Below are 24,787 nucleotides of genomic sequence, written 5' to 3' on the forward strand. Positions count from 1 at the left end.
CTGCGCTCCACCTGCACCGCCGCCCGAGGTCACACACCCCAAGGCGCCGTCCTGGTGCGCCCCGACCGCTTCATCGGCCGGCGCGCCCACGGCGCGGGCACCGACCCGGTCGCCGAACCCGCCACCGCGCTGGACTCCCTCCTCGCCCGGTAGGAACCGCTCACCGCCGTGCCACCCGGCCCGCCGACAGCCGCCGCAGTCGGCGGCCCGGGCCCGACCCTCACCCACGCCTCGCCCCCGGGCACCCGCACCACCGCCGCGACAGCTCGCACGGGCCGCAGGAAGGAATCCCCCCGTGAACGACCCGACATCCACCCCCGTCCCCACCGCCGACGCCCATCAGGGTCTGCACAGCGGACAGGGCGCCCTGCGCGGTGAGCACCCCGGCCGTGCGGCCCAGCCCGTCATCAAGGTGGTCGACCTGGCCTGGCTGGAGTTCACCAAGCCCGACCTGGACCGCGCGGAAGCCTTCGCCCACGACTTCGGGTTCACCACCGCCGCCCGTACCGATGACATCCTCCATCTGCGCGGCGCCCTGGCCGGCCCCCACTGCGTGGTGATCCGACGCGGCCCCGCCTCCCGGTTCATCGGCCCTGCGTTCCGCGCCGCCGACGCCGCCGACCTCGACCGGCTCGCCCGCGCCACCGGCCACAAGGTCCGCACTCTGACCGAGTACGGCGGCGGCCGCGCCGTGGACCTGCTCGACCCCTCCGGCATCCCCGTCCGCGTCGTCCACGGCGTCACCGAGCAGCCCGCGCGACCGCTGCGGCAGCCCCTCGTCCTCAACACCGGTCCCACCACCGCAGTCGCCCGCATCAACGCCACCCAGCGCCCGCCCCGCAAGCCCTCCCAGGTACAGCGCCTGGGCCACGTGGTGCTCTCCACCCGGGTCTTCCGACGTGCCCTGGACTGGTACCTGCACCACCTCGGCCTGATCGTCAGCGACTTCCTCTACCTGGACGGCCAGCGCGACCGCGGTCCCAGCATGGCCTTCCTCCGCTGCGACCGCGGCAGCGAACCCGCCGACCACCACACCCTGGCCATGCACCTGGGCCCCGACACGGGCTACGTCCACTCCGCCTACCAGGTCGCCGACCTCGACGCGCTGGCCGCCGGCGGCGCGTACCTGCGCGAGCGCGGCTACCACCACTCGTGGGGCATCGGCCGGCACATCCAGGGCAGCCAGATCTTCGACTACTGGCGCGACCCCGACCGCTTCATGCTCGAGCACTACGCCGACGGCGACGTCTTCGACAACACACTCGAACCCGGCTGGGCCGCGATGTCCGCCTCCGGCCTGGCCCAGTGGGGACCACCCGCCACTCGGGACTTCCTCGGCACCACCCCGTCGCCCAGGGCGTTCCTCCAGGCGATCTCCGCGCTGCGCGAGGACAACGAGATCGACCGCGCCCGTCTGCTGGGCCTGCTGAAAGCCCTGAGCAAGTGACCGCCACCATTCCTGACCGTGTGCCCGTCGTGGTGATCGGCGCCGGACCCACCGGGCTGACCGCCGCCACCCTCCTCGCCCGCCACGGCGTGCCCGCCCTGGTCCTGGAACGCCACCGCGCCCCGTATCCGCTGCCGCGCGCCGTCCACCTGGACGACGAGGTGCACCGCATCCTGCAGGCCATGGGTATTCATGACGCGTTCGGTGCGATCTCCCGTCCCACCCGCGGCATGCGGCTGCTGGACGGCTCCCACCGGGTGCTGGCCGAGTTCCGCCGCGACAAGCCGTGCGGCCGCCACGGCTTTCCCGAAGCCAACATGTTCGACCAGCCCGAACTCGAGCGACTGCTGCGGGACAACCTCCGGCATCACCCGCTGGTCACGCTTCGCGGAGGCATCGAGGTCACCGCCGTGACCCCGCCCCCGCACGGCGGCGCTCCGGTACCGGTGATCTACCGGGACGAGGACACCGGCGTCTCCCGCACCGTCCGGGCCGACGCCGTCCTCGGATGCGACGGCGCGGGCAGCCTGGCCCGCGCCTCCATCGGCTCCCGGATGCAGGACCTCGCCAACCCCCAGCAGTGGCTGGTCGTCGACATCCGCTGCCGCCTGCCGCTGCCCGCCTGGGACGGCGTCCACCAGATCTGCGACCCGCGACGGGCGGCCACCTACATGCGAGTCGCCGAGGACCGCTACCGCTGGGAGTTCCGTCTGCGCACCGGCGAGCAACCGCAGGAGTTCACCGACCGCCGGCGCCTGCTCGCACTGATCGCCCCCTGGACGCCGGGCATCCCCGAGGAGGAACTGCACGTTCTGCGCACCGCCACCTACACCTTCCGCGCCCAGGTCGCCGACGGCTGGCGCCAGAGCCGCGTCTTCCTGCTCGGGGACGCCGCCCACCTCACCCCGCCCTTCATCGGACAGGGAATGGGCGCGGGGATGCGGGACGCCCACAACCTCGCCTGGAAACTCGCCCGAGTCCTCACCGGCCGCGCGAGCGAGGCCCTGCTCGACACCTACCAGGCCGAACGCCACCGCCACGCACAGCAGTTGATACGCACCGCCGTGGCCGTCGGCGCGATCATGACCGGCGGCGGAACAGGCACCGCACTGGCCCGCAAAGCCGTGCTGCCGGTCCTCTCCCGCCTGCCGGGTGCCTCCGGTCTCGTACTGTCCGCGGTCAGCCCACCGCTGAGACCGGGCCCCCTGGCCGGCTCCCGCCGTCCGGGCCACCCGCGCCCCGGGACACTGTGCCCCCAGCCGCTGCTCCCCGACGCCGACGGCACCCCGCGCCTGCTGGACGACCTGCTCGGCGAGGGCTTCGCCCTCCTGGCCACCACGCCGCTCAGCCCGGCCCTGCACGCGCTGGCGCGGACGCTGGACGCCCGCGTCCTCCACCTGCACGATCCCCGGCGACAAGAGCCCGGCACGCGCCGCGGCGCCGAGCACCGCGCCGAAACCGATCCGGGCACAAGGGCACTGGTCCGCTGGATGGGCACCGCGGGTGCCGTCCTGCTCCGCCCCGACCGGGTCGTCCTCGCCACCGCGGCCCGGCCCGGCCGCACCGGCACCACGTGCGGAGACGACCTCGCGGCCACCTCCGCGGCCTGGGCCGCCCTGCTGTGCAGCAGCGGCCGGACGGCCGAGGGCCCTCCAACCGTGGTCGCGGAACCACGGTGACGACGGCCGAGTCCGCATCCCCGACGCTTTCCGCCCGGGAAAGCGCCCGAGGAGAGTGCGCCGTACGACACCGGCGGCCTGCGCGAGCTCCTCCATCCTGGCGTTCGGGTCCGGCCGAGCTCACGGCAGAAGGCCGCCTCGACCGGCTCTGCCACGCGTACGGCTGTCCGGTCCGCGTGACGCAGGAAGTGATCGTGCGGCCGGCCTCCGCGGTCGCGAGACACTGGGCGGTCGTCCCCGGCCAGCGGAGGAAACCCGTAGCTGCCAGCATGGGTAGGGAGTCCAATCGGTCGGCCAGTAGCCGACGTGGGCGGCAAGAGGGGCTGCCGTGATGGCTGGGACTGAGACGCGTACCCAGGTGACGGTCGTGACGAATCCACGCTCGGGCGGAGGCAAGGCCGCCCACTTCGACCTGATCAACCGGGCCGAGCGTATGGGCGCACAGGTCTGGTCGACCAGTGCCGAGCACGACGCGACGTCACTCGCCAGGCTCGCGGTCCAGGAGGGGGCCGAAGTGCTGGCAGTCGCGGGCGGGGACGGAACCGTATCGGCTGTGGCCGCCGTGGCCGCTGCCACAGATCGGCCGTTGCTGGTGGTCCCGGCAGGCACGCGCAACCATTTCGCCCGGGATCTCGGCCTCGACATCCGCAACCCGGTCTCCGCACTGAGCGCCCTGGTCGACGGTGTACCAACCCGTGTGGATCTCGGGTTGGTAGGCCCGCACACCTTCGTCAACAACGTGTCGTTCGGCCCCTACGCCGACGCACTGCTGGAGCCCGGGTACCGGGAGGACAAGGCGCGTACCATCGCTTCCGTCGCACCCGACTACCTCAGCGGGAGGCAATGCGTCGAGGCCGATGTGGACACTCCGCAGGGAACCGTTCAGCTCCCCCAGGTCGTGTTGGTCTCCAACAACCCGTACCACATCGCCACTCCGCGCTACCTGGGGCGCCGCTTCACGCTCACCTCAGGACTGCTCGGCGGCATCGTGCTCAAGCACCCGACCGACATGCCGCCGGACCTCCTGCGGCACCTTCGCGGCGAGCTACTGCGGCGGCAGCCTGGTCCACGTGCGCCGGGCGATGCGGTCATCGCCTGGACGGCGGACACCATCACCTTGCACGGCGGTGGGCGGCACCTACAGGCAGGGGTGGACGGCGAACCCGTCACGCTGCCTCTTCCCGTCACGTGCGAGGCCCGGCCGGGCGGACTGCGGGTGTTGCTACCGAGGGACCGACCAGGAATCCCACGAGAGCCGATGCCCGGGCTCCCAAGAGCACCGCGTGACCACTGAGACATCGAACTCGGAGAACATTCCGGCACGCCCCGATTCAGAACCGCGTCACGCCAGGACGGTGGCCGGCCCCAGCCAACCACCTGAGCGGCGTACCACGGGGCGGTACCGTCAGAAGCGGCACCGCGGGTGACAGCGTGAACCCCCGCGCATCGCACCGCGTCCCCGGCCGGACGAGGAGACCGCAAGGGGAGCGTCTCGCCGCCCATCGGGGCGGGGGCGGGGCAACGGCGCGCGAACTGTGCCAGCTGGCGCCCGCCGGGCTGCGGCGGGCCGCGCTGCGCCGGCTGCCGCACTTCGGGAACGGGGACGGTGATCCGTTCGCGGCTGTGTTCGGCAGCCGGGCGGTTGACGCAGCGGGCCAGCGGCGCACCCAGACGCCGGTCTCCGTCCGGGAGCTCGACCAGCGGGACGCCCGCTGCCACGGCTCCCAGTCGCGGCGCAGCGCCTCGGCGGCCTGCCGGTCCTCCTCGTCGGTCGCGCTGTGGACGACGGTGACGGCCACCACGTCGTCACCGCGCGAGGCGGCCGCGCACAGCGCCTCCCGAGTGGGACGGGTGATGGCGTGGACGGGGACGACGACCGGCGAGCGCTGCGGCGCGGCGGGCTCCGGGATCCGGCCGAGCTCCAGCCGTTCGCCGATCCGCCCGTACGTGCGGTGGACCGCCTCGAAGAGCGGGACCAGCAGCGGCAGGGCCAGGCGATTGCCTCACGCTACCTCGGTGAACTTGGGCCGCTACCTCGGTGAACTTGGGCCCGCCACGACCAGCGTGGCGGGCCCGGTGAGCATGAACGCGGCCCCGTCGTAGGGTGGCCGATCAGCTGCGGGTGGCTACTTGAGCGGCGTGCCGCCCGCGTTGCGGTACGCGATCGTCTTGTTGATCAGGTTCCCGCCGTCGGTCTCGGGCGTGGTCTGTTCCTGCCAGCCGGCGCCGAACAGGATGCCGCCAACGTGTGCGTCCGCCGCCTGGCTCAGGTGCGAGAAGAACCAGTCGACCTTGTCGTCCTTGTAGTGGTTGGGCGTGTTGTTCTGCGCCATGTTGCCCAGGGGGACCTGCCACAGGACCACCGGCTTGCCCACGGACTCGGTCATCGTCTTGTAGAACGCGAGCGCGGCGAAGCCCTTCTGGTCGTTCCAGTAGGTGTCCTTGCTGCCGTGGGCGGGCAGCGCGTACCAGCCCGCGTCGCGGTCGGTGACGTCGGTAACCAGGAAGTCGGCGTTCTTCGCCCCGAGGTCCGCGTAGTCCTTGACGCACTGCGGCGTGTTCTGCTGCCAGTCCCAGCAGGTGAGGTGCAGGCCGATGCCGGTGTTCGGCGCGTACTTGTGGCCCATCGAGATCAGGCATTGGGCCAGGCCGGCGGCGCTGTTCTCCTGCGATCCGCAGTCCGTCGGATTCGCGGCCTTGACCTGCGCGGCGACCTGGTGCGGGTTGCCGAGCGACCGGACGTAGCCCCAGAAGTCGGGCTCGAGGTCGATCATGTCGTGCGAGGTGCCGATCTTCTGGAGGAAGAAGCGGTAGTCGTTCAGGTAGCGGGTGAGCAGGTCGGCCCGGTTGATGGCCTGGACCTCGCCCGGACCGTCGCCCTGGCCCGCCGCGTCTCCGAGGTCGCGCAGCGAGTACCAGGTCCAGAGCTGCTTCTGCGGGCGCGACTTGCCCTGGTAGGTCATCTTGGTCGCATTGGCGTCCTTGTAGGTGATGAACGTGCCGGGCGCCGTGGTGCTGCCGGTCCAGCAGCCCCACCAGCCCGACCACGCGGCATTGCAGCGGGCCGCCGTGTAGTAGTCCGACGAGGGCGCGGGCTGGCTGTGCACGTAGGCGTACCGCACGTCGAACGGCGCGGCGCTCGCCGAGGAGTCCTCCATCGCGCCGCCGATGAGCATCGTGGTGCTGCCCATGAGGGTCTTCGCCGAGCTGCCGCCTCCGGTGGTCGGGGGCGCCGGCGGCGTCGAGGCCGGGCGGGTGCTGGGGGCCTGGCTCGCCGGAGCGCTGCCGGCCGGCTTGGTGGGCGTGGTGGTGCTGCCGGAGCCGCCCGTGTTGCCGCCGCCGACCGGGACGAGCTGCCACTGCTGCTGGGGGCCGTTCCAGTCGTGGTACTGGGCGAGATGGGCCCCGCTGGTCTTGGAGCCGCCAGGGACCTCGACGGCCATGTTGCTGAAGCGGTTGATCAGACGCACGTAGCCGTCCGACGACTTCTCCAGGTGGAACTGCTGGTTGGCGCCGTTCAGGTCGCGCCACTGCACCAGCCCGGAGCCTTCGGTCTTCGACCAGCCGTAGTCGTCCAGCACCTTGCCGGAGTTCCGGTTCTGCAGCCGGTAGTTCCCGTCACCGGAGTCGATGAACTTCCACTGCTGGTTGGTCCCGCCGGTGCGGCTCCACTGCCCCAGCGGAGAGCCGTCGTACGTGGCGTACTCGAGGGCGTCCAGCGACTGGCCGGTGCTGCGGTTGACCAGCGTGTACCAGGTGTTGGTGTCCACGGTTCCCGCCGAGGCCGTGTTGACCACGGCCACCGAGCCGCCCACGAGCGCCAGGCCGACGGCCGCCCACAGACTCCGACGCTGGTAGAACCGACGGCGACGATGCGTCTGCCGCCGCCCCGGCTCGGCCGAGCGGAACAACGCGCGACCGCGGCGGGCGCGGCCGCCGGGTGACGCCTCCGGCGACGTGGATGAGCGAGGGAACATGTCGATGCTCTCTTTCAGCCGTTTCCTCTGACCAGACCGCCTGTCCGGACACCACCCAGTTGCCACCGCCCCCGCAAGGGTTGCCGCGGACCGCGAACTTTTTTTCGGGCACCGCGCGCCGGTCGGCGATCACGTCGTCGGGCGGGGCTGTGGCCGGGGCGAAACGCAGCCGGCGTCCGGTCAGCCGGTCGTCGGCGGTGGGTAGGCGGTGGGTATGGGAGCCGGTCGGCCGGCGCGGCACCACCGCCGCACATCCGGGAGTTCCGCTGCGGGCCGGACGGTGTGCGAGGCGATCGATGGTCGAACCCGGCAGGGGTTGCTCACCCGGCCGCGACCACAGGAGGCCGGCGGGTTCGCGACCCGCCCACCTGTCCCGACTGACGCCGCGAAACGGACGCCACCTCACTTATCGCCCTCTTGAGAAGGCGCATCCTGCTGGCGGTCTGCCAGGCACGGCTGTTCCTGCGGCGCTTGGGGTGGGGGAAAGTCACGAGCGGTCAGCCTGCCGACGGGTGGGGGAGGAGTGGGCGCGTGGCCCTGCGCCACCGACCGCGAAGGGGTCGGTCGACGGCAGCGGGTTGGCGAACGCGGCCCGGATCCACGGTCGTTCGGACTCGCCGACGGCGGCAGTGCGTTGGCCGTGCGCGCCGATGGAGTGGCTGTACGAACAGCAGGACCGAGCATTCCCAGCGCCAGGGCCCGGCCTGGTCCAGCGTCGGCGGTGGCGTCCACGGCCGGGGCGCGGTGGGGTCCTTCTTGCTACCGGGGTGCTCCTCGCTGCGGCCCGGTCGTGCCCGCACCGGGAACTGTCGCCCCGTCATCGGGACCACCCCAGTTGCCGCCGTCGCCTGAACGGTTCTCGCGAGGCGCACCGGTCGTCCGCGCTCTGGAGGCATGGGCAGGACTGCGCCGCCTCGGTCATGAAAGTCGGTGCAGCCGTCTTGACGTGCTGGGGCGGGCAGGTATTGACTCCGCTCACACCCGGAAGCTCATCTGCCTCCCATCAGGAGGGCATGCTTCGACCCCTGGATTGTTAGCGTTAACACTTCTGCGGAGCTGAACTGTGTGGCCATTCGTCGGCACCCACCCTGCCGGACAGCCGCAGTGCTCACCGCCCCCGGCGGCGCGCGTGGGTCCGCCGGGGCATCGCCTCCGGTGGTCTGCACGTTCACCGGCATCGCGGCAGCATGTCGGACGTGCCCAGCGGGCAGCGTGGCGGCCTCCAGGGCACTGGCGGCTCCTGGACGCTGATCAACATCGTCACCAAAGGCTCCGGCGCCCCGCCGGAGGTCGGACCGCCCACGGCACCAGGACGGCAGTCCGGGACTCCAGCGGCGGCGCCGGGCCGGCACCGGAATCTCAGGTGAGCTGATCCGGGGGCGCATGTGCCCCTGCCGACTCCCTTGGCCTCCGCCCGGAAAGCCATCGCGAGGCGCCGGGGGAACATGACACACCCACCACCACAACGCGGCCCGACACACATCACGACGGCGGGGCTTCGACGTCCGACGGTCAGCGGCGAGGATCCCTCGCCGGCCGATCGCACCCCTGGTGCGCACCGTCTCGGGCAGCACGCATGTTAACGATCACAAAGCCGGGTGACAGCTCCGTCCCTCAACGAAGGAGATCTCGATGCGCAGACAAAGTTCGACCCGCAGGCCTCTGCCTGTGGTGCTCACCGCCATGGTTGCGGCCGTGGTGGCATTGGCAGCCATGCTCGTCGCCAACCCGGCGCAGGCCGCCACTACCGGCGCCTTGCGCGGTACGGGTGCCGGCCGGTGTCTCGACGTGCCGAACGCCAGCCAGACCGACGGCACGCTCCTGCAGATCTACGACTGCTGGGGCGGTACCAACCAGCAGTGGACGTTGACGGACAGCAACCAGCTGACCGTGTACGGCAGCAAGTGCCTGGACGTCCCGGGCCACGCCACGACGGCCGGCACGCGGGTGGAGATCTGGGCCTGTAACGGCGGTGCGAACCAGCAGTGGCGGGTGAACGCCGACGGCACGGTGGTCGGTGTGGAGTCCGGGCTGTGCCTGGACGTCTCGGGCGGCGGCACGGCCAACGGGACGGCGGTGCAGCTCTGGAATTGCAGTGGCGCCAGCAACCAGCAGTGGACCGGCCTGTCCGGGACGGGCACCACGTGTTCTCTTCCGTCGACGTACCGGTGGGCCTCGACCGGCCCGCTGGCGGAGCCGGCGAACGGGTGGGCCGCGCTGAAGGACTTCACCACCGTGACGTACAACGGCAAGCACCTGGTCTACGCGACCTTCTCTGACGGATCGTCGTGGAAATCGATGGGATTCGCTCCCTTCACGAACTGGTCGGACATGGCCTCGGCCACCCAGACCGCCATGCCCTCGTCCGCCGTGGCGCCCCAACTGTTCTACTTCGCGCCCAAGAACATCTGGGTGCTGGCCTCACTGGGGTGGGGTACCGCCTGGCCCTTCACCTACCGCACGTCCAGCGACCCCACCAACCCCAACGGCTGGTCCGCCCCCCAGCCGCTGTTCACCGGCAGCCTCCCCACCGGCGGCCCGATCGACCCGACCCTGATCGCCGACGGCCAGAACATGTACCTGTTCTTCGCCGGTGACAACGGCAGCATCTACCGGGCGAGCATGCCGATCGGGAACTTCCCCGGCAGCTTCGGCTCCTCGTACGCCACGGTCATGAGCGACACGGTGCAGAACCTGTTCGAGGCGCCCCAGGTCTACAAGGTCAAGGACCAGAACCAGTACCTCATGATCGTCGAGGCCCGGGGTGCGAACGAGCACCGCTACTTCCGCTCGTTCACCGCCACCAGCCTGAACGGCACGTGGACCCCGCAGGCCGCCACCGAGAGCAGCGCCTTCGCGAGCAAGGCCAACACCGGTGTCACCTGGACCAACGACATCAGCCACGGCGATCTGGTCCGCAACAACCCCGACCAGACGATGACCATCGACCCCTGCAACCTGCAGTTCCTCTACCAGGGCCGGAACCCCTCCTCGGACGGCGTTCCCTACGTCCAACTGCCGTACCGGCCGGCGGTGCTCACCCTGCAGCGCTGACCCGCCCGGTCTACGGCGTGGGCAACTCCGCCTGCTGACCGATACTCACGGCCCTGAGGGAACCCCAGCCGCCGCGCCGGCTGGGGTTCCCGGTCGAACCGGCCGGCCGGTCCTTCCCGCAACGGGCCTTCGATAGTACGGTCGCGCGCCCGCCACCGCTTCGCCGGCGGTGGCGGGCCCGGCAGGACCGCGAACTTGAAGACCTCCTCCTCCGCGTCGGCCACCGTTTCGGCCGTGCGGAGCCGCGCCGCCGGATACGCGACCATGTCCGCGGCCGGCTCGGCCCGATCGGCCGCAAGAACGCGGGCAGCTCGCCGAATACGCAGGTCACACCGCCCCTGACGGCCTGCGGCAGCTGCCCGCCGGTATCCGCTGGGAGGCGGACGAGGTCCGCGACGAGCTCCAGCACTTCGTCGCCGAGCGCCTCGGCGAGGTCGACGCAGTCCTGATCACCGACCACACCGGCTTCGGCCCGTCCGGTCTCGCACCGCGGCGAGGGCTTCGTCCGCCAGGCTGCCGAGAAGTCTGCCCAGGCGGCGCTCGGGCGGTGGCCCCGGGCACCGCCGTCCCGGCCGACGGCGGCCTGTCACTTCTCGGCCGTCATTGCCACGGGAGGGCTTCTCCCGAACGCAAGTGCTCGCTCAGCCAGAGCGCGGTGTTGCTGACGTGGATCAACGCGGCGGCCTGGCTGAGGGAGGCGTCGCGGATCGACAGCGCCCGGAAGATCGCCTCATGCTCGGCGATGGTCCGGCCCGATGCCTGGGCGTCGACCAGACCGCGCCAGGTGCGGGCGCGCAGCGTACGCCCGGAGATGCCCTCCAGGAGCGTGAGCAGTGTCTCGTTGCCCGTGGCCGCGATGACGGCGTGGTGGAAGGCGGCGTCGTGGGCGTTGAGCCGCTCCACGTCGTCACGGGCCTCGCGCATGGCCTCCAGGTGCCGCTCGACGTCGGCCAGCTGCTCGTCGGAGATCCGGGTGGCGGCCAGCGCGGTGGCGGCCGGTTCCAGGAGCCGCCGTACCTCGATGAGATCCTGCACTGCGGCGGAATCGCCCTGCAGCAGTTCGACCGCACCGCCGAGCCCCTCCAGGAGCAGGCTCGGCTGCAGGCTGGTCACGTAGGTGCCGTCGCCCCGCCGGACCTCCAGGACCCGGGCGACGGCCAACGCCTTCACGGCCTCCCGGGCGAGGTTGCGGGAGAGGCCGAGCTGGGCGGCCAGCTCCTGCTCCGGCGGGAGCTTCGAGCCCGGTGGCAGAGCTCCGCTGCGGATCAGCTCCCGGATCTGCGCAATGGCCTTGTCCGTCAGAGACACCGCGCACTCCTTCCGGGCCCGTTCGCCGCGGGCACGTCCGACCTGATGAGTCCCCGGGCGCGGAGATCGTCCCAGAGGGCTTCGGGGATGTGCTGACGGTGGAGCTCCGCGTTCCGTCCGACCTGTTCCGCGGTCCGCATGCCGAGGGTGACGTTGATGATACTGGGATGGCTGTACGGGAACGCGACCGCTGCCGCGGGCAGCGTCGTACCGTGCGCCGCGCAGACCTCGGCGATCGCCCGGGCGCGGGTGACGAGGGCCGGGGGAGCCTCCCGGTAGTCGTACGTCATGCCCTCGGCGGGCCGGTCGCGGGAGAGCAGCCCCGAATTGAACACGCCGACGGCCACCACGCTCTTGCCGAGTGCCTGCGCGGCGGGCAGCACGTCGTCGAGGGCGGACTGGTCGAGGAGGGTGTACCGCCCGGCGAGCATCACCACGTCGGCGGCGGTCTCGCGCAGGAGGCGGGCGAGCATGGCGGACTGGTTCATGCCTGCGCCGATCGCGCCGATCACGCCCTGGTCGCGCAGGTCCGCGAGGGCCGGCATGGCCTCCTCGGCGGCCTGTCTCCCGTGGTCGTCGGGGTCGTGCAGGTAGACGACGTCCAAGCGGTCCAGGCCGGTGCGTTCCAAGGTCGCCTCGATGGAGCGGAGCACTCCGTCACGGCTGAAGTCCCACTGCCTGCGCAGGTCGTCCGGCACCACGAAGCCTTCGCTGTCGACCCCGTGCGGCCGCTCGTTGGGGACGAGCAGGCGGCCGACCTTGGAGGAGACGACGTACGCGTCGCGTGGACGGTCCCGCAGGGCGGCTCCCAGACGTCGCTCGGAGAGCCCGAGCCCGTAGTGCGGTGCCGTGTCGAAGTACCGGATCCCGGTCTCCCAGGCCGCCTCGATCGCGGCGCGGGCGTCGTCAGGAGGGGTGACACGGTAGAGGTTGCCGATCACGGAGGCCCCGAAGCCGAGTTCCGTGAGCTCGACGGACGTGTTCGTGATCCTCCGGCGTCCCATGGTCCGATGTGTCAACTGCGCTCCTCCATGTGTTCGATTCGGTACGGCGGCCTCGGGCGGGTCATCGTCTGACGGCGGCCGAGCCATCCGCCATGAGCGCCTCGACCTCGGCGAGCGAGGCCATGGAGACGTCGCCGGGCGTGGTCATGGCCAGGGCGCCGTGGACGGTGCCGTAGGCCAGAGCGCGTTGCGGGCCGGGGCCGTCGAGGCCCGCCGCACCGTCGCGCGTCAGCAGTCCGTAGATCCGTCCGGCCGCGAACGCGTCGCCGGAGCCGATGCGGTCGCGGACGTGCAGTCCGGGCATCGAGGGGCCGTGCACATAGCCGGTGTCGGCCGACCAGGGGGCAGAGGACCAGTCGTTCACGCCGGCCGACGGGACCTAGCGCAGGGCCGTCGCCAGCACCCGTGCCTCGGGCAGCAGGACGGCCACCTCGGTGAGTGCGTCCGGGACCTCGTCCGCCTCGACCCGCAGCGCCCCGGGATACTGTCCGGCCAGGCTCGGCGGCCGGGGTGCGGAAGGTGACCTCGGCGCACCTGGCGCCGCCCGCGGCGAGCGCGTCGGCCAGCGGGGCGGCCGTGGCCGGATCGGGCACGGTCAGCACCGGCATGATGCGGGCGCCGGCCAGGACGCCGGCCGGATCGGTGGTCATCGGCCCAGCCATCCGCCGTCGACGGGCAGCACGGTGCCGTGCACGTAGGCGGCGGCGTCCGAGGCCAGGAAGACGGTCGCGCCGGCCAGGTCCTCGGCCCGGCCCCACCGACCGGCCGGGATCCGCTCCAGGATCGCCCTGCTGCGCACCGGATCGCCCTGCAGTGCCCGGGTGTTGTCGGTGGCGATGTAGCCGGGCGCGATGGCGTTGACGTTGACGCCGTGCCCGGCCCACTCGTTGGCCAGCGCCTTGGTCAGGCCGGCGACGCCGTGCTTGGCGGCGGTGTAGCCGGGGACCGTGATGCCGCCCTGGAAGCTGAGCAGCGACGCGGTGAAGATGATCTTCCCCTGGCCGCGGGCGACCATCGCCGCGCCGACCGCCCGGGCGAGCGCGAACTGGGCGCTCAGGTTGACCTGGAGTACCAGGTCCCAGTCCGTGTCCGGGTGTTCGGCGGCGGGTGCGCGGCGGATGGTGCCGGCGTTGTTGACCAGGATGTCCACCGGCCGCTCGCGGCCCGCGAGGTCCGCGCCCAGGGCCCGCACGGCGTCCGGGTCGGCGAGGTCGGTGCGGATCGGCTCGAAGGTGCGGCCCGCGGCGAGGACGTCCTGCTCGACGTCGCTGCCGGTCTTCTCCAGGTTGGCGCTGACGCCGATGACGTCCGCGCCGGCCGCGGCCAGGGCGCGGGCCATGGCGCGGCCGATGCCGCGGCGGGCTCCGGTGACGACGGCGAGCCGGCCGGTCAGGTCGAAGGCGTTCATGCGCTCGCTCCCCGGGTGTCGCCGGTGCAGTCCACGAGGATCTTCATCACGTCGCCGCCGCCCTCCAGGGCCTCGAACGCCGCCTGGGCGTCGGTGAGCGGCACGACCGTGCTGATCAGCCGGTCGGCCGGGATCGTGCCGTCGGCGACCAGCGCCACCGCGTTCTCGAAGTCGGACCGGTCGTACAGGCGGGCGCCCACCAGGGTGAGTTCACGCCAGAAGAAGCGGTGCAGGTTGATCTCGCGGGGCCGGGGGTGGATCGCCACCAGGCACAGCCGGCCGCGCACGCCCAGCACCTCCACCGCGGTGTCGACGCCGGCCGCCGCACCGGAGACCTCGAACGCGACGTCCGCGCCCGCGCCCCGGGTCCACTCCTGCACCGCCTCGGTGACGTTCTCGGCGGCCGGGTCCCAGGTGGCGAGTGCCGACTCCTCGGCGAGCTTGCGGCGGTGGGCGCTCGGCTCCACCACCCGGACGTCGGCGCCGGCGGCCCGCGCCACCAGCGCGATCAGGATCCCGACCGGACCGCCGCCCACGACGACGACCCGCTCGCCGGCCCGCACGCCGGCGCGTCCGGCGTCGTGCACGGCCACCGCGGTGGGCTCCACCAGCGCGGCCCGGTCCAGCGGGAGCGAGTCCGGCAGCCGGATCAGCGTGTCGGCGGGCACCGTCCAGCGCTGCTGCATCGCCCCCGGCGAGTCGATGCCGATGAAGTCCAGGTGCTGGCACACGTGCTGGTGGCCGTTCAGGCACGCCGGGCAGGTGCCGTCCCAGCGCAGCGGCATCACCGTCACCGCGTCCCCGGCCCGCCAGCCCTCCACCCCGGCGCCGACCCGCACCACCCGGCCGGACATCTCGTGACCGAGGACGGCCGGTACGGCGACCCGGGCGTCCATGTCGCCGTGGAAGATGTGCAGATCGGTACCGCAGATCCCCACGTACGCGGGAGCCAGCAACACCTCACCGGGGCCGGGCTCGGCCGGCTCGACCGGAGCCGTGTCCAGCGTCCGGGCGGCCGTGTAGCGAACAGCAAGCGTCATCGTGTACTCAGGGTCCCTTCAGCGCGGACGCCGATGGTCAGCAGGAGGTTGGCGTAAGTGCGGGTGTCGGCGGTGACGACGGTGAGGGCCAGGTCGGGTGACCGGGCGGCGTCGTAGAACTCGAAACGGCCGAGCGTCTCGACGGCGACGGGCGCCAGCATCGAGCGGTGCTCGGCGATGGCCGGCGGCTCCGGCGCGCCCTCCGGCGGCACCATCACGTGCGCCGCCTCGACGGGAAGCACCCGCAGCAGGACGTCGAGCACGGTGGTGACATCCAGCAGATCCGGCGCCAGGTTGAGATGGACGGTCCTGGTCCGGGGGCCGGTGGCCGTGCTCGCCGGATAGTGGCCGTCGGCGAGCAGCACCCGGGCTCCATGCCCGGCGGCCGCCAGGGCTTCGAGGATGCCCGGGTGCAGCAGTTCGGTCAGGAGCATGGAGTGCCGTCCTTCCTTCGAGCGGGGTCGAGGCGGTAGAACGCGGTGGCGGTGCCGGCGAGGACCGCCTCGGTCTCGGCGGCGGAGCAGCCGGCCAGGAGTTCCTCGACGGCGGCGGCCCACCGGTTCCATCCGCCGGCGAGGTTCGCCACCGGCCAGTCGGAGCCGAACATCAGCCGGTCGGGGCCGAAAGCCGCCAGCAGGACGTCCCACACCGGTCGGATGTCGTCGAGGGTCCACTTCTCGTGATCGGCCTCCGTGATCAGGCCCGACACCTTGCACCGCACCCGGGGATGTGAGGCCAGCCGCCGCACGCCCCGCTCCCAGTCGCCCAGGTCCTGCTGGGCCATGGGTGGTTTTCCGGCGTGGTCGAGGACCAGGGGAAGGTCGGGGAGGCGCTCGGCCAGGCGGATCGCCTGGGGGAACTGGTGGCTGCGGATGAGCAGGTCGTATCCGAGACCCAGTTCACCCACCGCCCGTAGTCCCCGCTCCACCGAAGGCTGTTGAAGCCAGGCGGCATCGGACTCCCCCTGGACGAGGTGACGTACGGCGCGCAGGTAGCCACCGCCGGGTCCGGCGCGCAGTTCGTCGAGCACGTCGCCGATCGCCGGCGAGGTGAGATCCGCCCAGCCGACGACCGCGCCGATGAGCGGGTCCTTGTCGGCGAGGGCGAGGAACTCGCGCGTCTCGTCGACCGACGTCACGCACTGGACGAGCACCGTGCACTCCAACTGGCGCCCTGCCACGGTCGCGGTCGCGGCCGCGCGCAGGTCGCCGGTGCCGAGGGTGCGGTTGATGGGTTCGTGGCCGGGCTCGTTCAACCAGTGCTGGGGGCGGGCGTCCAGGTCCCACACGTGGTGGTGGGCGTCGACGAGGACCCGGGCGTCAGGCACGGGCGGTCCAGATCGGGCCGTCGGGGTAGGTGTACTCCTTGAGCGAGGCCGGGTGCATCTGTGCGCTCAGCCCGGGCCGGGTCGGCGCGAGGTAGTGGCCGTCGGCGATGCGGACGGGGTCGACGAAGTGCTCGTGCAGGTGGTCGACGTACTCGATGACCCGGTCCTCGGTGGTGCCGGAGACGGCGACGTAGTCGAACATCGACAGGTGCTGGACCATCTCGCACAGTCCCACACCGCCGGCGTGCGGGCAGACCGGAACCCCGAACTTCGCGGCGAGCAGGAGGATCGCGAGGTTCTCGTTGACGCCGCCGACCCGTGCGGAGTCGATCTGCACGATGTCCACCGCGCCGGCCTGCAACAGCTGCTTGAAGACGACCCGGTTGGCGATGTGCTCGCCGGTGGCGACCTTGATGGGGTCGAGCGCCTCGCGGACGGCGGCGTGGCCGAGGATGTCGTCGGGGGAGGTGGGCTCCTCGATCCAGTACGGGTCGTAGGGGGCGAGGGCACGCATCCAGTCGATCGCGGGTGCCACGTCCCATCTCTGGTTGGCGTCGACGGCGATGCGGACGTCCGGGCCGACCGCCTCGCGGGCGACACGCATGCGCCGTACGTCGTCCTCCAGGGACGCGCCGACCTTCAGCTTGAGCTGGGTGAAGCCGTCGGCGACGGCCTCGCGGGCCAGGCGGGCCAGCTTCTCGTCGGAGTAACCCAGCCAGCCGGGCGTGGTGGTGTAGGCGGGGTAGCCGCGCTCCAGAAGACGGGCGATGCGCTCCTGGCGGCCCGGTTCGGCACGGCGCAGGATGTCCAGCGCCTCCTCGGGGGTGAGCGCGTCGCTGAGCCAGCGGAAGTCGACCTGGGCGACCAGGTCCTGGGGGGACATCTCGCCGAGGAACCGCCAGACGGGCCTGCCCGCGCGCTTGGCGGCGAGGTCCCAGGCGGCGTTGACGACGGCTCCGGTGGCCATGTGGATGGCACCCTTCTCCGGGCCCAGCCAACGCAGTTGCGGATCGTGCACGAGCGAACGGGAGAAGGACCCCAGGTCGTCGCAGACCTCCTCCACGGACAGGCCGACCACGTACGGGGCGAGGGCCGCGATGGCCGCGGCCTGTACGTCGTTGCCGCGTCCGGTGGTGAAGGCGAGAGCGTGGCCCTCCAGTCCGTCTGCGGCGTCGGTGCGCAGCACCACGTAGGCGGCGGAGTAGTCGGGCTCGGGGTTCATGGCGTCAGAGCCGTCGAGATGTTCGGAGGTGGGGAACCGCACGTCCAGGACGTCCAGGGCGGTGATGCGGGCGGATGCGGGCGCGGGCGAGGACATGCGACAACTCCTGTGAGGAACACGGGGGCGATCCCCTCGTGGCGAGACGTGAACGCGGCGGAGGACGGGCGACGGTCGGCAGCCGCCCGGGTCACTCCTGGACCTTGCCCCCGGTGATGCGGGAGATGGCGAGCGCGATCAGGATGATCAGGCCGTTGAGAGCACCGATCCACTGAGCGGGGACACCCGCCAGCGTCAGCACGTTCTGGATCATGAAGAGCAGGAGGATGCCGCAGAACGCGCCGAACATGGTCCCCCTGCCGCCGTTCAGGCTGATCCCGCCGATGACGGCGGCGGCGAAGACGGTGAAGATGTAGCCGTTGCCCTGCGCGGAGGCGACCGAGGCCAGCCGCCCGGACAGCATCAGGCCGGCGAGGGCGGCGAGCACGCTGCCCGTCACGATCACGGTCCACAGCACCCGGCCGGTACGGATACCGGCCGCCTTCGCCGCGTCCGCGTTGCCGCCGATGGCGTAGAGGGAGCGGCCGAAGCTGGTCCAGCCGAGCACCACGATCGCGATCGCGAACAGGGCCAGGCACGTCCAGATGGAGGCGGGCATCCCGAACCACTCGGCGGTGCCGAGGTAGAGCATCGAGTCCGGCAGCTGGAAGAAGGTCTGGCCGCCGGAGATGCCGGTGAGGATGCCGCGCAGGACGATGAGCATGCCGAGGGTGACGATGAAGCCGTTGAGGCCGAAGCGGATGATCATCAGGGAGTTGATCACGCCGACGAGTACGCCCACGGCGAGGGTGACGGGGATCGACCAGGCTCCGGGGAGCAGACCGAGCCCGTGTCCCGCGCCGGCCGGGACGACCAGCCAGGCCGCGACGCCGGGCGCGAGGCCCATCGTGGACTCCAGGGACAGGTCCATCTTCTTGACGATGAGGATCATCGTCTGGGCGAGAACCAGCAGGGCCATCTCGGACATGGTCTGCAGGACGTTGATCAGGTTGTCGGTCTGCAGGAAGACGGGGTTGACGATCTGGCCGACGATCGCGATGACAACGATCGCGGGGACGAGGGCGAGGTCGCGCAGCCGGGCCAGGGGTATCCGGCCGCCGAGCAGCGCGGTGCGCGGGGGCCTGGGTTCCGCGGCCCTGGCGGCTGTGTCCGCGAGGACGGTTTCAGGCATCGAGGTCCACTCCTTCCATCGCGGCCACGAGCTCGTGGTCGTGCCAGCCGCGGGCCATCTCCGAGGTCACCCGGCCCTGGAACATCACCAGGACCCGGTCGCACATACGAAGGTCGTCGAGTTCGTCGGAGGCGATGAGCACTCCCGTGCCGGTCTGCGCCGTCTCCTCGACCTTGCCGAGGAGGAACTCCTTGGAGCGCACGTCCACACCGGCGGTCGGGTTGATCAGCACCAGGAGGCGGGGGTCGTCCGCCAGCGCCCGGGCCATGACGACCTTCTGCTGATTTCCGCCCGAGAGCGCGGAGACGGGCAGCTCGGGTCCCGGTGTCTTGATCGCCAGCTTCTCGATCATGTCGTCGGCGAGCCGGTCCCGTCGGTCACGGCTGAGGAGTCCGTTCCGGCCGAGCCTGTGCGGCACGGACAGCGTGGCGTTGTCGGCGATCGACATGTCGGGCACGAATCCCTGATGATGCCGGTCCTGCGGGACGAACCCGGCACCGGCGGCGAGGGCGGCGGGAACACTGCCGGGCCGGGGCCGCCGCCCGGCGATCGCCACCTCGCCCACCTGGGCCGCCCGCAGCCCTACCACGGTCTCGGCCACCTCGGTACGACCGCTGCCGGCGGCACCCGCGAGTCCGACGATTTCCCCGGCGCCCACCTCGAAAGTGACATCACCGTAGGCACCGCCACTGCCCAGCCCCTGCACGGACAGCGCGGGCGTGGCGGTGCGGTCGAGGCTGCTCGGTCGCACCTGAAGCCGGTCGACCGCGGCCTCACCGGTCATCGCGGCGACCAACTCGGTGCGGGGGAGTTCCGCGACCGGCGCGGTCACGATGTGCCGGGCGTCGCGGAACACCGTCACCATGTCGCAGATGTCGTAGATCTCCTGGAGATGGTGGCTGATGAACAAGAAGGTCACGCCCTGGCGCTGCAGGTCGCGGATGCGCTCGAAGAGGCGGGTGATGGCCGACCCGTCGAGCTGAGCGGTGGGCTCGTCCAGGATGATGAACCGGGCACCGAAGGACAGCGCCCTGGCGATCTCCACGAACTGCCGCTGCTCCACGCTCAGATCGCCGGCCGAGGTCTGCGGGTCGACGTCCACGGACCACGCCGCGAGCAGCTCCTGCGCCCGCCGGCGAACAGCCTGCCAGCTGATGAGCCGGCCGCGGCCGTGGTCGTGCCGGTTCAGGAACAGATTCTCGGCCACGGTCAGCGTGGGGATGATCGTGGACTTCTGGTAGACGCAGGCCACGCGTTGTCGCCACGCGTCGCGGTCCGCCAGCCGTGGCGCGGGGCTGCCGCCGAAGGCGATCGTTCCCTCGTCGGGTGCCTGCAGACCGGTGAGGACCGACACGAGCGTCGACTTGCCGGCCCCGTTGCGGCCGACGAGCGCATGGGTCTCGCCGGGCCTGATGGTGATCCGGGCGCCGTCGAGGGCCACCGTCGGACCGAATCGCTTGACTATGCCCGTCGCCTCGACGACGGGCGGGCCCGCCTGGGACCGTCCGTCGTCTGCCGGGGCGGGCCAGGAGCTGACTGCTCGCTCCCCGTCGCTCATCACAACCGCCTTGTACTCGATAGCCGTTGGGCGCCTGACCGGGCAGGTCAGCCGAGGTTGTTGCCCCACAGGGAGGTGTCGTCGCTCTTGACGCTGGGCACACCGCCGTACGTGCCGCCGTCGAGCGTGACCAGGGGGGCGGAGAGCTGGTCCTCGAGGAGGCCGGGACGGACCTGGATGATGGTGCTGTTGTGGTCGGTCTTGCCCGGCGCGAACGTCTTCCCGGCGATCGCCGCCTGCAGGTAGGACAGGGCGTACTTGGCGTACAGGTCGGCCGGCTGGGAGACGGTGGCGTCGATCTTGCCCGCCGCGATGGACTTGAGCTCCTCCGGGATGCCGTCGTTGGACACGATGAAGACGTGCTTCTTGTCCGCCGGGTCGACCAGCAGGCCCTTCTGCTTGAGGACCTGGAGCGTGCCGGACAGGGCGAAGCTGGACTCCATGTAGACGCCCTTGATGTCCGGGTTGGCGGTCAGGTCGGTCTGGAGCTTCTGCGCGGCGACCGCGCCGTCCCAGTTGGTGGCCTCACCGAACACCTTGATGCCGGGGTAGTTCTTCTTCATGCAGTCGTTGAACGCCTCGGTGCGATCCCGGCCGTTGATGGAGTCCAAGCCGCCCTCCAGCATGACGACCTTGCCCTCGCCCTTGAGCTTCGTGCCGAGGAACTGACAGGCCTTCTCGCCGTAGGCGCGGTTGTCGGCCCGTACCACCATGAACACGTTGCCGGTGTCCGGGCGGGTGTCGACGGTGACGACGGGGATCTTCTTCGCCTCCAACTGCGCCAGGGTCGGAGCGATGGCGGCGGTGTCCTGCGGCGCCATCGCGATCCCCTTCACCCCCTGGCTGATGAAGGTCTGCGCGTTGGCGGTCAGCTTGGCGACGTCGTTCTGCGAGTTGGTCGTCTTGAGTGACAGGCCCAGCTGTCCGGCGTATCCGGGCGTGTACTTGATGTACGAGTTCCAGAAGTCGGTGTCGGAACGCGGGTAGTCGACCCCGACCAGTGGCGCGGCGCCCGACGCGGCCGTGGTGCCCGCGCCGCTACCGCAGGCGCTGAGCAGCGCCAGGGCAGACAGGGCGGAGGTGGCGGAGCAGAGTGCGGTCCTGAGTCTCATCGGTACTTCCTCGCGCTGGTCCCTTGAGCGGGAGAGAGTTGTGCCGGGCGGCAGCTGTTGTACGCCGCCGTCGCGGAGAGATGGGATGTATGTATAGGCGGCGGCCGGGGGTGCTGTCTAGGAGTCGAGCAAAACTGCTGCAAGTGCGGCCTGTTCGATGGCCGCGGGATGGCCTGGGATGGAAATCAATCCCATCAATAGCGTGGCAGGCGACGCCGGTGCTCCGCCTGCGGGTCGCACAGCCTGAAACATGCCATGTCTGGCGTACGCCAAATAGGGCATATCTCATCGCAGATAGACAAAACCGTGAGCCGCGGGCCGTTTTCATCCCTGCACGCCCGTTGACATCGGGGCGTCACATGAACGAACTTCATGCGTAACCTCCGGTGCTCCAGGGGCGTGCGCGCCGCACGTCCCTTGGTCCAGCCCGTCTCCGCTGTCCCCTCAGCCCAGGGATGTCCTCATGGCGAGTTCTCTCAACCGACGTCAGTTCCTGTCCGCAGCCGCAGGTGTGGCTGCGGCCGCCATCGCCGGCGGCGGCCTCGCGGCCGGCGTCGCACAGGCGGCACCGAGCACCTACACTCCCGACTGGAACTCGGTCGACCAGCACCCGCCGGCTCCGGAGTGGTTCCAGGATGCGAAGTTCGGGATCTACTTCCACTGGGGGGTCTTCAGCGTTCCCGCGTACCAGAGCGAGTGGTACCCGCGGAACATGTACAAGGCCGGCAGTGCGGCCAACCAGCACCACATCGCCACCTACGGTCAGCCGTCGGCCTGGCCCTACCACAACTTCATCAACGGAGCGCAGGACCTCGCGGGCAAAACCGTGCAGTTCGCGCCGAAGCTGAAGTCGGCCGGCGGGAACTTCGACCCCGACGAGTGGGCGCAGCTGTTCGTCGACGCCGGCGCCAAGTACGCCGGACCGGTCGCCGAGCACCACGACGGCTTCTCCATGTGGGACAGCCAGGTCAACGAGTGGAACTCGGTCGCCAAGGGCCCGAAACTGAACCTGCTGCAGCTGTTCGCCACGGCGATCCGAGCCAAGAACCTCAAGCTGCTGGTGGCCATGCACCATGCGTTCAACTTCAACGGCTACTACGACAGCGCCCCCGCGCAGTCGGACCCGAGCCTCAAGAAGCTCTACGGTCAGCTGGACAAGTCGCAGGAGAACCAGCTCTGGTACGACAAGCTGAAGGAGGTCGTCGACCGCGCCCAGCCGGACATCCTGTGGCAGGACTTCGATCTGAACATGGTCGACGAGACTCAGCGCCTCAACTTCCTGTCTTACTACTACAACCAGGCCAATGCCTGGGGCCGCGAGGTCGTCGCCACCTACAAGGACGGCCTCAACAACAAGGGCGAGATCTTCGACTACGAGCGCGGCGGCCCGGCGGACCTCACCAGCCCGTACTGGCTGACCGACGACAGCATCTCCAGCAGCAGTTGGTGCTACACGCAGGGCATCGGCTACTACAGCATCCAGCAGATGCTGCACTCGTTCATCGACCGGGTCAGCAAGAACGGCAACGTCCTGCTGAACATCGCGCCGATGGCCGACGGCACCATCCCCCAGGCGCAGAGGGACGTCCTGCTCGGCATCGGCGACCACCTGAAGCGCTTCGGAGAGTCGATCTACTCGACCCGCGCCTGGACGGTCTACGGGGAGGGCCCGACGAAGATGGGCGGTGGCTCCTTCACCAACCCGACGGCCGGCACACCGCAGGACATCCGCTTCACCCGCAACAAGGCCGGTAACGTCCTGTACGCCACGGTCCTGGGCTGGCCCGGCAGTTCACTCACGATCAAGACCCTCAGCTCGGAGCGGATCAACCTCTCGTCGCTGACCTCGGTGAAGCTGCTCGGCTCCACCGCCGGAACCACCATCGACCTGGCCGCACCGGTGCAGAGCTCTTCCGGCCTCACGGTCACGCTGCCCTCCTCCGCGCCGTACAGCGCCAACGCGTACGTCCTGAAGCTCTCCTTCTCGGGCACCATCCCCGACCTGCGGCCGCCGGCCGGCGCCGTCGCCTTCAAGGACGTCAACTACACCGGCGCCTCCGCCGCGCTGACCGTGGGCGAGTACACCGCGGCCGACCTGACCGCGGCCGGTGTGGGCGCGGCCGCCATCTCCTCCATCCGTACGTCTCCCGGCTTCCAGGTCATCGGCTACTCGGCGGACAACTTCACCGGCACCGCCTGGACCTTCACCGCCGACAACCCCGACCTCAGGGCCGCCGGCAACAACGACCAGATCGTCTCGCTGAAGGTCCAGTTCAACCCGTCGACGTACTTCCGGCTCACCAACGTCACCGACGGCCTCGCCCTGGACAGCGGCGGCAACGTCGCCTCCGGGTCCAACCTCAAGCAGTGGACCTGGGACGGCAGCACCAACCTCCAGTGGCAGGCGGTCGACGTGGGCGGCGGCTACTACAAGCTGGTCAACCGCACCAACGGCATGGTCGCCGACGGCTGGGGCGCCACAACCGCCGGCTCCACGGCCCGGCAGGCCCCGTGGAACGGCGGTACCAACCAGCAGTGGAAGATCACTCTCCGGAGCGGTTACGGCTACTCGATCGAGAACCGCACCACCGGTCTGGTCCTCGACGGCGGTGGCAGCGTCGCGTCGGGCTCCGTCACCAAGCAGTGGACCTACAACAGCAGCTCCAACCTGCTGTGGACCTTCACGGCGCTGTAGACACCGGCCACCGCCGGTACGGGGCCGCAGGCACAAGGGTTTGCGGCCCCGTACGGCTGAGCGGACCCGCTCCGTCGCCACCGGCCCCTGGCAGTGGGCCCTGCCAGGGTGGCGGACAACATCTACACGTTCAAGAGCGTCAAGAGCGGCCTGTGCCTGGACGTCCCGAGCAGGTCGACCACCGTCGGCGTCCAGGTGCAGCAGTGGACCTGCAACGGTGGGGCCAACCAGCGGTGGACCCTCGACCTGACCGGCGGCTACACCGGCGGCAACTACCTGCTGGTGGGCGTCGGCAGTGGCCTGAGCATCGGGGTCGCGGGCCCGACCGCCCAGGCAGCGGCGGTGGACCAGGAGCCCGGCGGGAGCGCAAGCACCAGCAGCGAGGCCCGGACTTTCTCCTGGCCCGGTGGCCCCGGCGGCTCCCGCCCCCGACCGCCGAGACTCCGGAATGCGGTACCTGTTCATGCCGGACATCTTGACGCCGGCCCGGAGCTCGCCGAAAGTGATGGCCGGATCCGGACGGCCCAGCGGCAGTCGTCCGACATCTGAATTGTGAGCGTTAACATCAGCGCACGAGCATCCGCGACGCCGGTCCGCCCGACGTGCGGTCGTCGTCATCGATGGGTGGGCGCCGGAGGCGGCGAGCGGGTTCGGAGGGCCGCTCCCGCCGACGGTCGGAACCGGCCTCTGCCCGACTGTCCTGGCACCACGTCACTTTCGCTCGAAGA

The 24,787-nt window shown here is 70.9% G+C and carries 17 protein-coding genes and 2 pseudogenes; 6 read left to right on the top strand and 13 right to left on the bottom strand.

The window, feature by feature from the left end; all coding sequences use genetic code 11:
- Nucleotides 1-295 precede the first annotated feature (295 nt).
- The 3 genes from KSNIM_RS35355 (at nucleotide 296) to KSNIM_RS35365 (ending at nucleotide 4,420) form a co-directional block, all read left to right on the top strand.
- Complete coding sequence (locus tag KSNIM_RS35355; protein ID WP_263107270.1) at nucleotides 296-1,447, top strand: VOC family protein; 1,152 nt, start codon at nucleotides 296-298, stop codon at nucleotides 1,445-1,447.
- A gap of 20 nt (nucleotides 1,448-1,467) precedes the next feature.
- Complete coding sequence (locus KSNIM_RS35360) at nucleotides 1,468-3,126, top strand: bifunctional 3-(3-hydroxy-phenyl)propionate/3-hydroxycinnamic acid hydroxylase (RefSeq protein WP_263107271.1); 1,659 nt, start codon at nucleotides 1,468-1,470, stop codon at nucleotides 3,124-3,126.
- 367 nt (nucleotides 3,127-3,493) lie between these two features.
- Nucleotides 3,494-4,420: a diacylglycerol/lipid kinase family protein gene (locus tag KSNIM_RS35365; RefSeq protein ID WP_263107272.1), complete on the top strand. Its 927-nt coding sequence runs from the start codon at nucleotides 3,494-3,496 to the stop codon at nucleotides 4,418-4,420.
- Between the two features lie 832 nt (nucleotides 4,421-5,252).
- Here KSNIM_RS35365 and KSNIM_RS35375 read toward each other — a convergent pair.
- On the bottom strand, nucleotides 5,253-6,896 hold the full coding sequence (locus tag KSNIM_RS35375; RefSeq protein WP_263107273.1) for an RICIN domain-containing protein: 1,644 nt from the start codon (nucleotides 6,894-6,896) through the stop codon (nucleotides 5,253-5,255).
- A 1,839-nt stretch (nucleotides 6,897-8,735) separates the two neighbouring features.
- Here KSNIM_RS35375 and KSNIM_RS35380 point away from each other — a divergent pair.
- Nucleotides 8,736-10,157, top strand: coding sequence for a non-reducing end alpha-L-arabinofuranosidase family hydrolase (locus KSNIM_RS35380; protein WP_263107274.1), 1,422 nt, complete (start codon nucleotides 8,736-8,738; stop codon nucleotides 10,155-10,157).
- Between the two features lie 600 nt (nucleotides 10,158-10,757).
- Here KSNIM_RS35380 and KSNIM_RS35385 read toward each other — a convergent pair.
- The 12 genes and pseudogenes from KSNIM_RS35385 to KSNIM_RS35440 all read right to left on the bottom strand — a co-directional run bounded on the left by KSNIM_RS35385 (nucleotide 10,758) and on the right by KSNIM_RS35440 (nucleotide 21,364).
- The gene (locus tag KSNIM_RS35385; protein WP_263107275.1) at nucleotides 10,758-11,465 is read right to left on the bottom strand and encodes a FadR/GntR family transcriptional regulator; all 708 of its coding nucleotides are present in this window, start codon (nucleotides 11,463-11,465) and stop codon (nucleotides 10,758-10,760) included.
- Nucleotides 11,456-12,469: an aldo/keto reductase gene (locus KSNIM_RS35390; protein WP_263107276.1), complete on the bottom strand. Its 1,014-nt coding sequence runs from the start codon at nucleotides 12,467-12,469 to the stop codon at nucleotides 11,456-11,458. Before KSNIM_RS35390 ends, KSNIM_RS35385 begins: the two co-directional genes overlap by 10 nt.
- Before the next feature lie 61 nt (nucleotides 12,470-12,530).
- Nucleotides 12,531-12,965: pseudogene (locus KSNIM_RS35395) on the bottom strand (sugar kinase); the annotation flags it as partial.
- A 16-nt stretch (nucleotides 12,966-12,981) separates the two neighbouring features.
- A pseudogene (locus KSNIM_RS35400) lies at nucleotides 12,982-13,131 on the bottom strand (keto-deoxy-phosphogluconate aldolase); the annotation flags it as partial.
- A complete protein-coding gene (locus tag KSNIM_RS35405; RefSeq protein ID WP_263107277.1) occupies nucleotides 13,116-13,877 on the bottom strand; it encodes an SDR family oxidoreductase in 762 nt (253 codons plus the stop codon). The pseudogene KSNIM_RS35400 and the gene KSNIM_RS35405, both read right to left, overlap by 16 nt.
- Complete coding sequence (locus KSNIM_RS35410) at nucleotides 13,874-14,917, bottom strand: zinc-dependent alcohol dehydrogenase (RefSeq protein WP_263107278.1); 1,044 nt, start codon at nucleotides 14,915-14,917, stop codon at nucleotides 13,874-13,876. The genes KSNIM_RS35405 and KSNIM_RS35410 overlap by 4 nt, the downstream gene beginning before the upstream one ends.
- Nucleotides 14,914-15,351 carry an RbsD/FucU family protein gene (locus KSNIM_RS35415; RefSeq protein ID WP_263107279.1) on the bottom strand — a complete coding sequence of 146 codons (438 nt, stop codon included), beginning with the start codon at nucleotides 15,349-15,351 and terminating at the stop codon, nucleotides 14,914-14,916. Before KSNIM_RS35415 ends, KSNIM_RS35410 begins: the two co-directional genes overlap by 4 nt.
- Nucleotides 15,342-16,244, bottom strand: a complete 903-nt coding sequence (locus tag KSNIM_RS35420) for an amidohydrolase family protein (protein WP_263107280.1) — start codon at nucleotides 16,242-16,244, stop codon at nucleotides 15,342-15,344. The genes KSNIM_RS35415 and KSNIM_RS35420 overlap by 10 nt, the downstream gene beginning before the upstream one ends.
- The gene (locus KSNIM_RS35425; protein WP_263107281.1) at nucleotides 16,237-17,562 is read right to left on the bottom strand and encodes an L-fuconate dehydratase; all 1,326 of its coding nucleotides are present in this window, start codon (nucleotides 17,560-17,562) and stop codon (nucleotides 16,237-16,239) included. The genes KSNIM_RS35420 and KSNIM_RS35425 overlap by 8 nt, the downstream gene beginning before the upstream one ends.
- Before the next feature lie 91 nt (nucleotides 17,563-17,653).
- Nucleotides 17,654-18,694: an ABC transporter permease gene (locus KSNIM_RS35430; protein ID WP_263107282.1), complete on the bottom strand. Its 1,041-nt coding sequence runs from the start codon at nucleotides 18,692-18,694 to the stop codon at nucleotides 17,654-17,656.
- Nucleotides 18,687-20,252, bottom strand: a complete 1,566-nt coding sequence (locus KSNIM_RS35435; protein ID WP_263107283.1) for a sugar ABC transporter ATP-binding protein — start codon at nucleotides 20,250-20,252, stop codon at nucleotides 18,687-18,689. The genes KSNIM_RS35430 and KSNIM_RS35435 overlap by 8 nt, the downstream gene beginning before the upstream one ends.
- Before the next feature lie 47 nt (nucleotides 20,253-20,299).
- Nucleotides 20,300-21,364: a sugar ABC transporter substrate-binding protein gene (locus KSNIM_RS35440; protein ID WP_263107284.1), complete on the bottom strand. Its 1,065-nt coding sequence runs from the start codon at nucleotides 21,362-21,364 to the stop codon at nucleotides 20,300-20,302.
- A 463-nt stretch (nucleotides 21,365-21,827) separates the two neighbouring features.
- Here KSNIM_RS35440 and KSNIM_RS35445 point away from each other — a divergent pair, with 463 nt between their 5' ends.
- Together KSNIM_RS35445 and KSNIM_RS35450 are read left to right on the top strand one after the other, a co-directional pair.
- The gene (locus tag KSNIM_RS35445; protein WP_263107285.1) at nucleotides 21,828-24,059 is read left to right on the top strand and encodes an alpha-L-fucosidase; all 2,232 of its coding nucleotides are present in this window, start codon (nucleotides 21,828-21,830) and stop codon (nucleotides 24,057-24,059) included.
- A gap of 108 nt (nucleotides 24,060-24,167) precedes the next feature.
- Nucleotides 24,168-24,608 (top strand): RICIN domain-containing protein, encoded by a 441-nt coding sequence (locus tag KSNIM_RS35450; RefSeq protein WP_263107286.1) that lies wholly within the window; start codon nucleotides 24,168-24,170, stop codon nucleotides 24,606-24,608.
- Nucleotides 24,609-24,787: the final 179 nt, after the last annotated feature.

It is taken from the genome of Kitasatospora sp. DSM 101779 (assembly GCF_025655475.1).
Taxonomy (GTDB): Bacteria; Actinomycetota; Actinomycetes; order Streptomycetales; family Streptomycetaceae; genus Kitasatospora.

What these genes read in the sequence shown, in the direction of transcription:
- KSNIM_RS35435 (WP_263107283.1), bottom strand. Translation starts at nt 20,252, where the DNA reads ATGAGCGACGGGGAGCGAGCAGTCAGCTCCTGGCCCGCCCCGGCAGAC.
- KSNIM_RS35415 (WP_263107279.1), bottom strand. Translation starts at nt 15,351, where the DNA reads ATGCTCCTGACCGAACTGCTGCACCCGGGCATCCTCGAAGCCCTGGCG.
- KSNIM_RS35390 (WP_263107276.1), bottom strand. Translation starts at nt 12,469, where the DNA reads ATGGGACGCCGGAGGATCACGAACACGTCCGTCGAGCTCACGGAACTC.
- KSNIM_RS35445 (WP_263107285.1), top strand. Translation starts at nt 21,828, where the DNA reads ATGGCGAGTTCTCTCAACCGACGTCAGTTCCTGTCCGCAGCCGCAGGT.
- KSNIM_RS35405 (WP_263107277.1), bottom strand. Translation starts at nt 13,877, where the DNA reads ATGAACGCCTTCGACCTGACCGGCCGGCTCGCCGTCGTCACCGGAGCC.
- KSNIM_RS35425 (WP_263107281.1), bottom strand. Translation starts at nt 17,562, where the DNA reads ATGTCCTCGCCCGCGCCCGCATCCGCCCGCATCACCGCCCTGGACGTC.
- KSNIM_RS35430 (WP_263107282.1), bottom strand. Translation starts at nt 18,694, where the DNA reads ATGCCTGAAACCGTCCTCGCGGACACAGCCGCCAGGGCCGCGGAACCC.
- KSNIM_RS35380 (WP_263107274.1), top strand. Translation starts at nt 8,736, where the DNA reads ATGCGCAGACAAAGTTCGACCCGCAGGCCTCTGCCTGTGGTGCTCACC.
- KSNIM_RS35440 (WP_263107284.1), bottom strand. Translation starts at nt 21,364, where the DNA reads ATGAGACTCAGGACCGCACTCTGCTCCGCCACCTCCGCCCTGTCTGCC.
- KSNIM_RS35410 (WP_263107278.1), bottom strand. Translation starts at nt 14,917, where the DNA reads ATGACGCTTGCTGTTCGCTACACGGCCGCCCGGACGCTGGACACGGCT.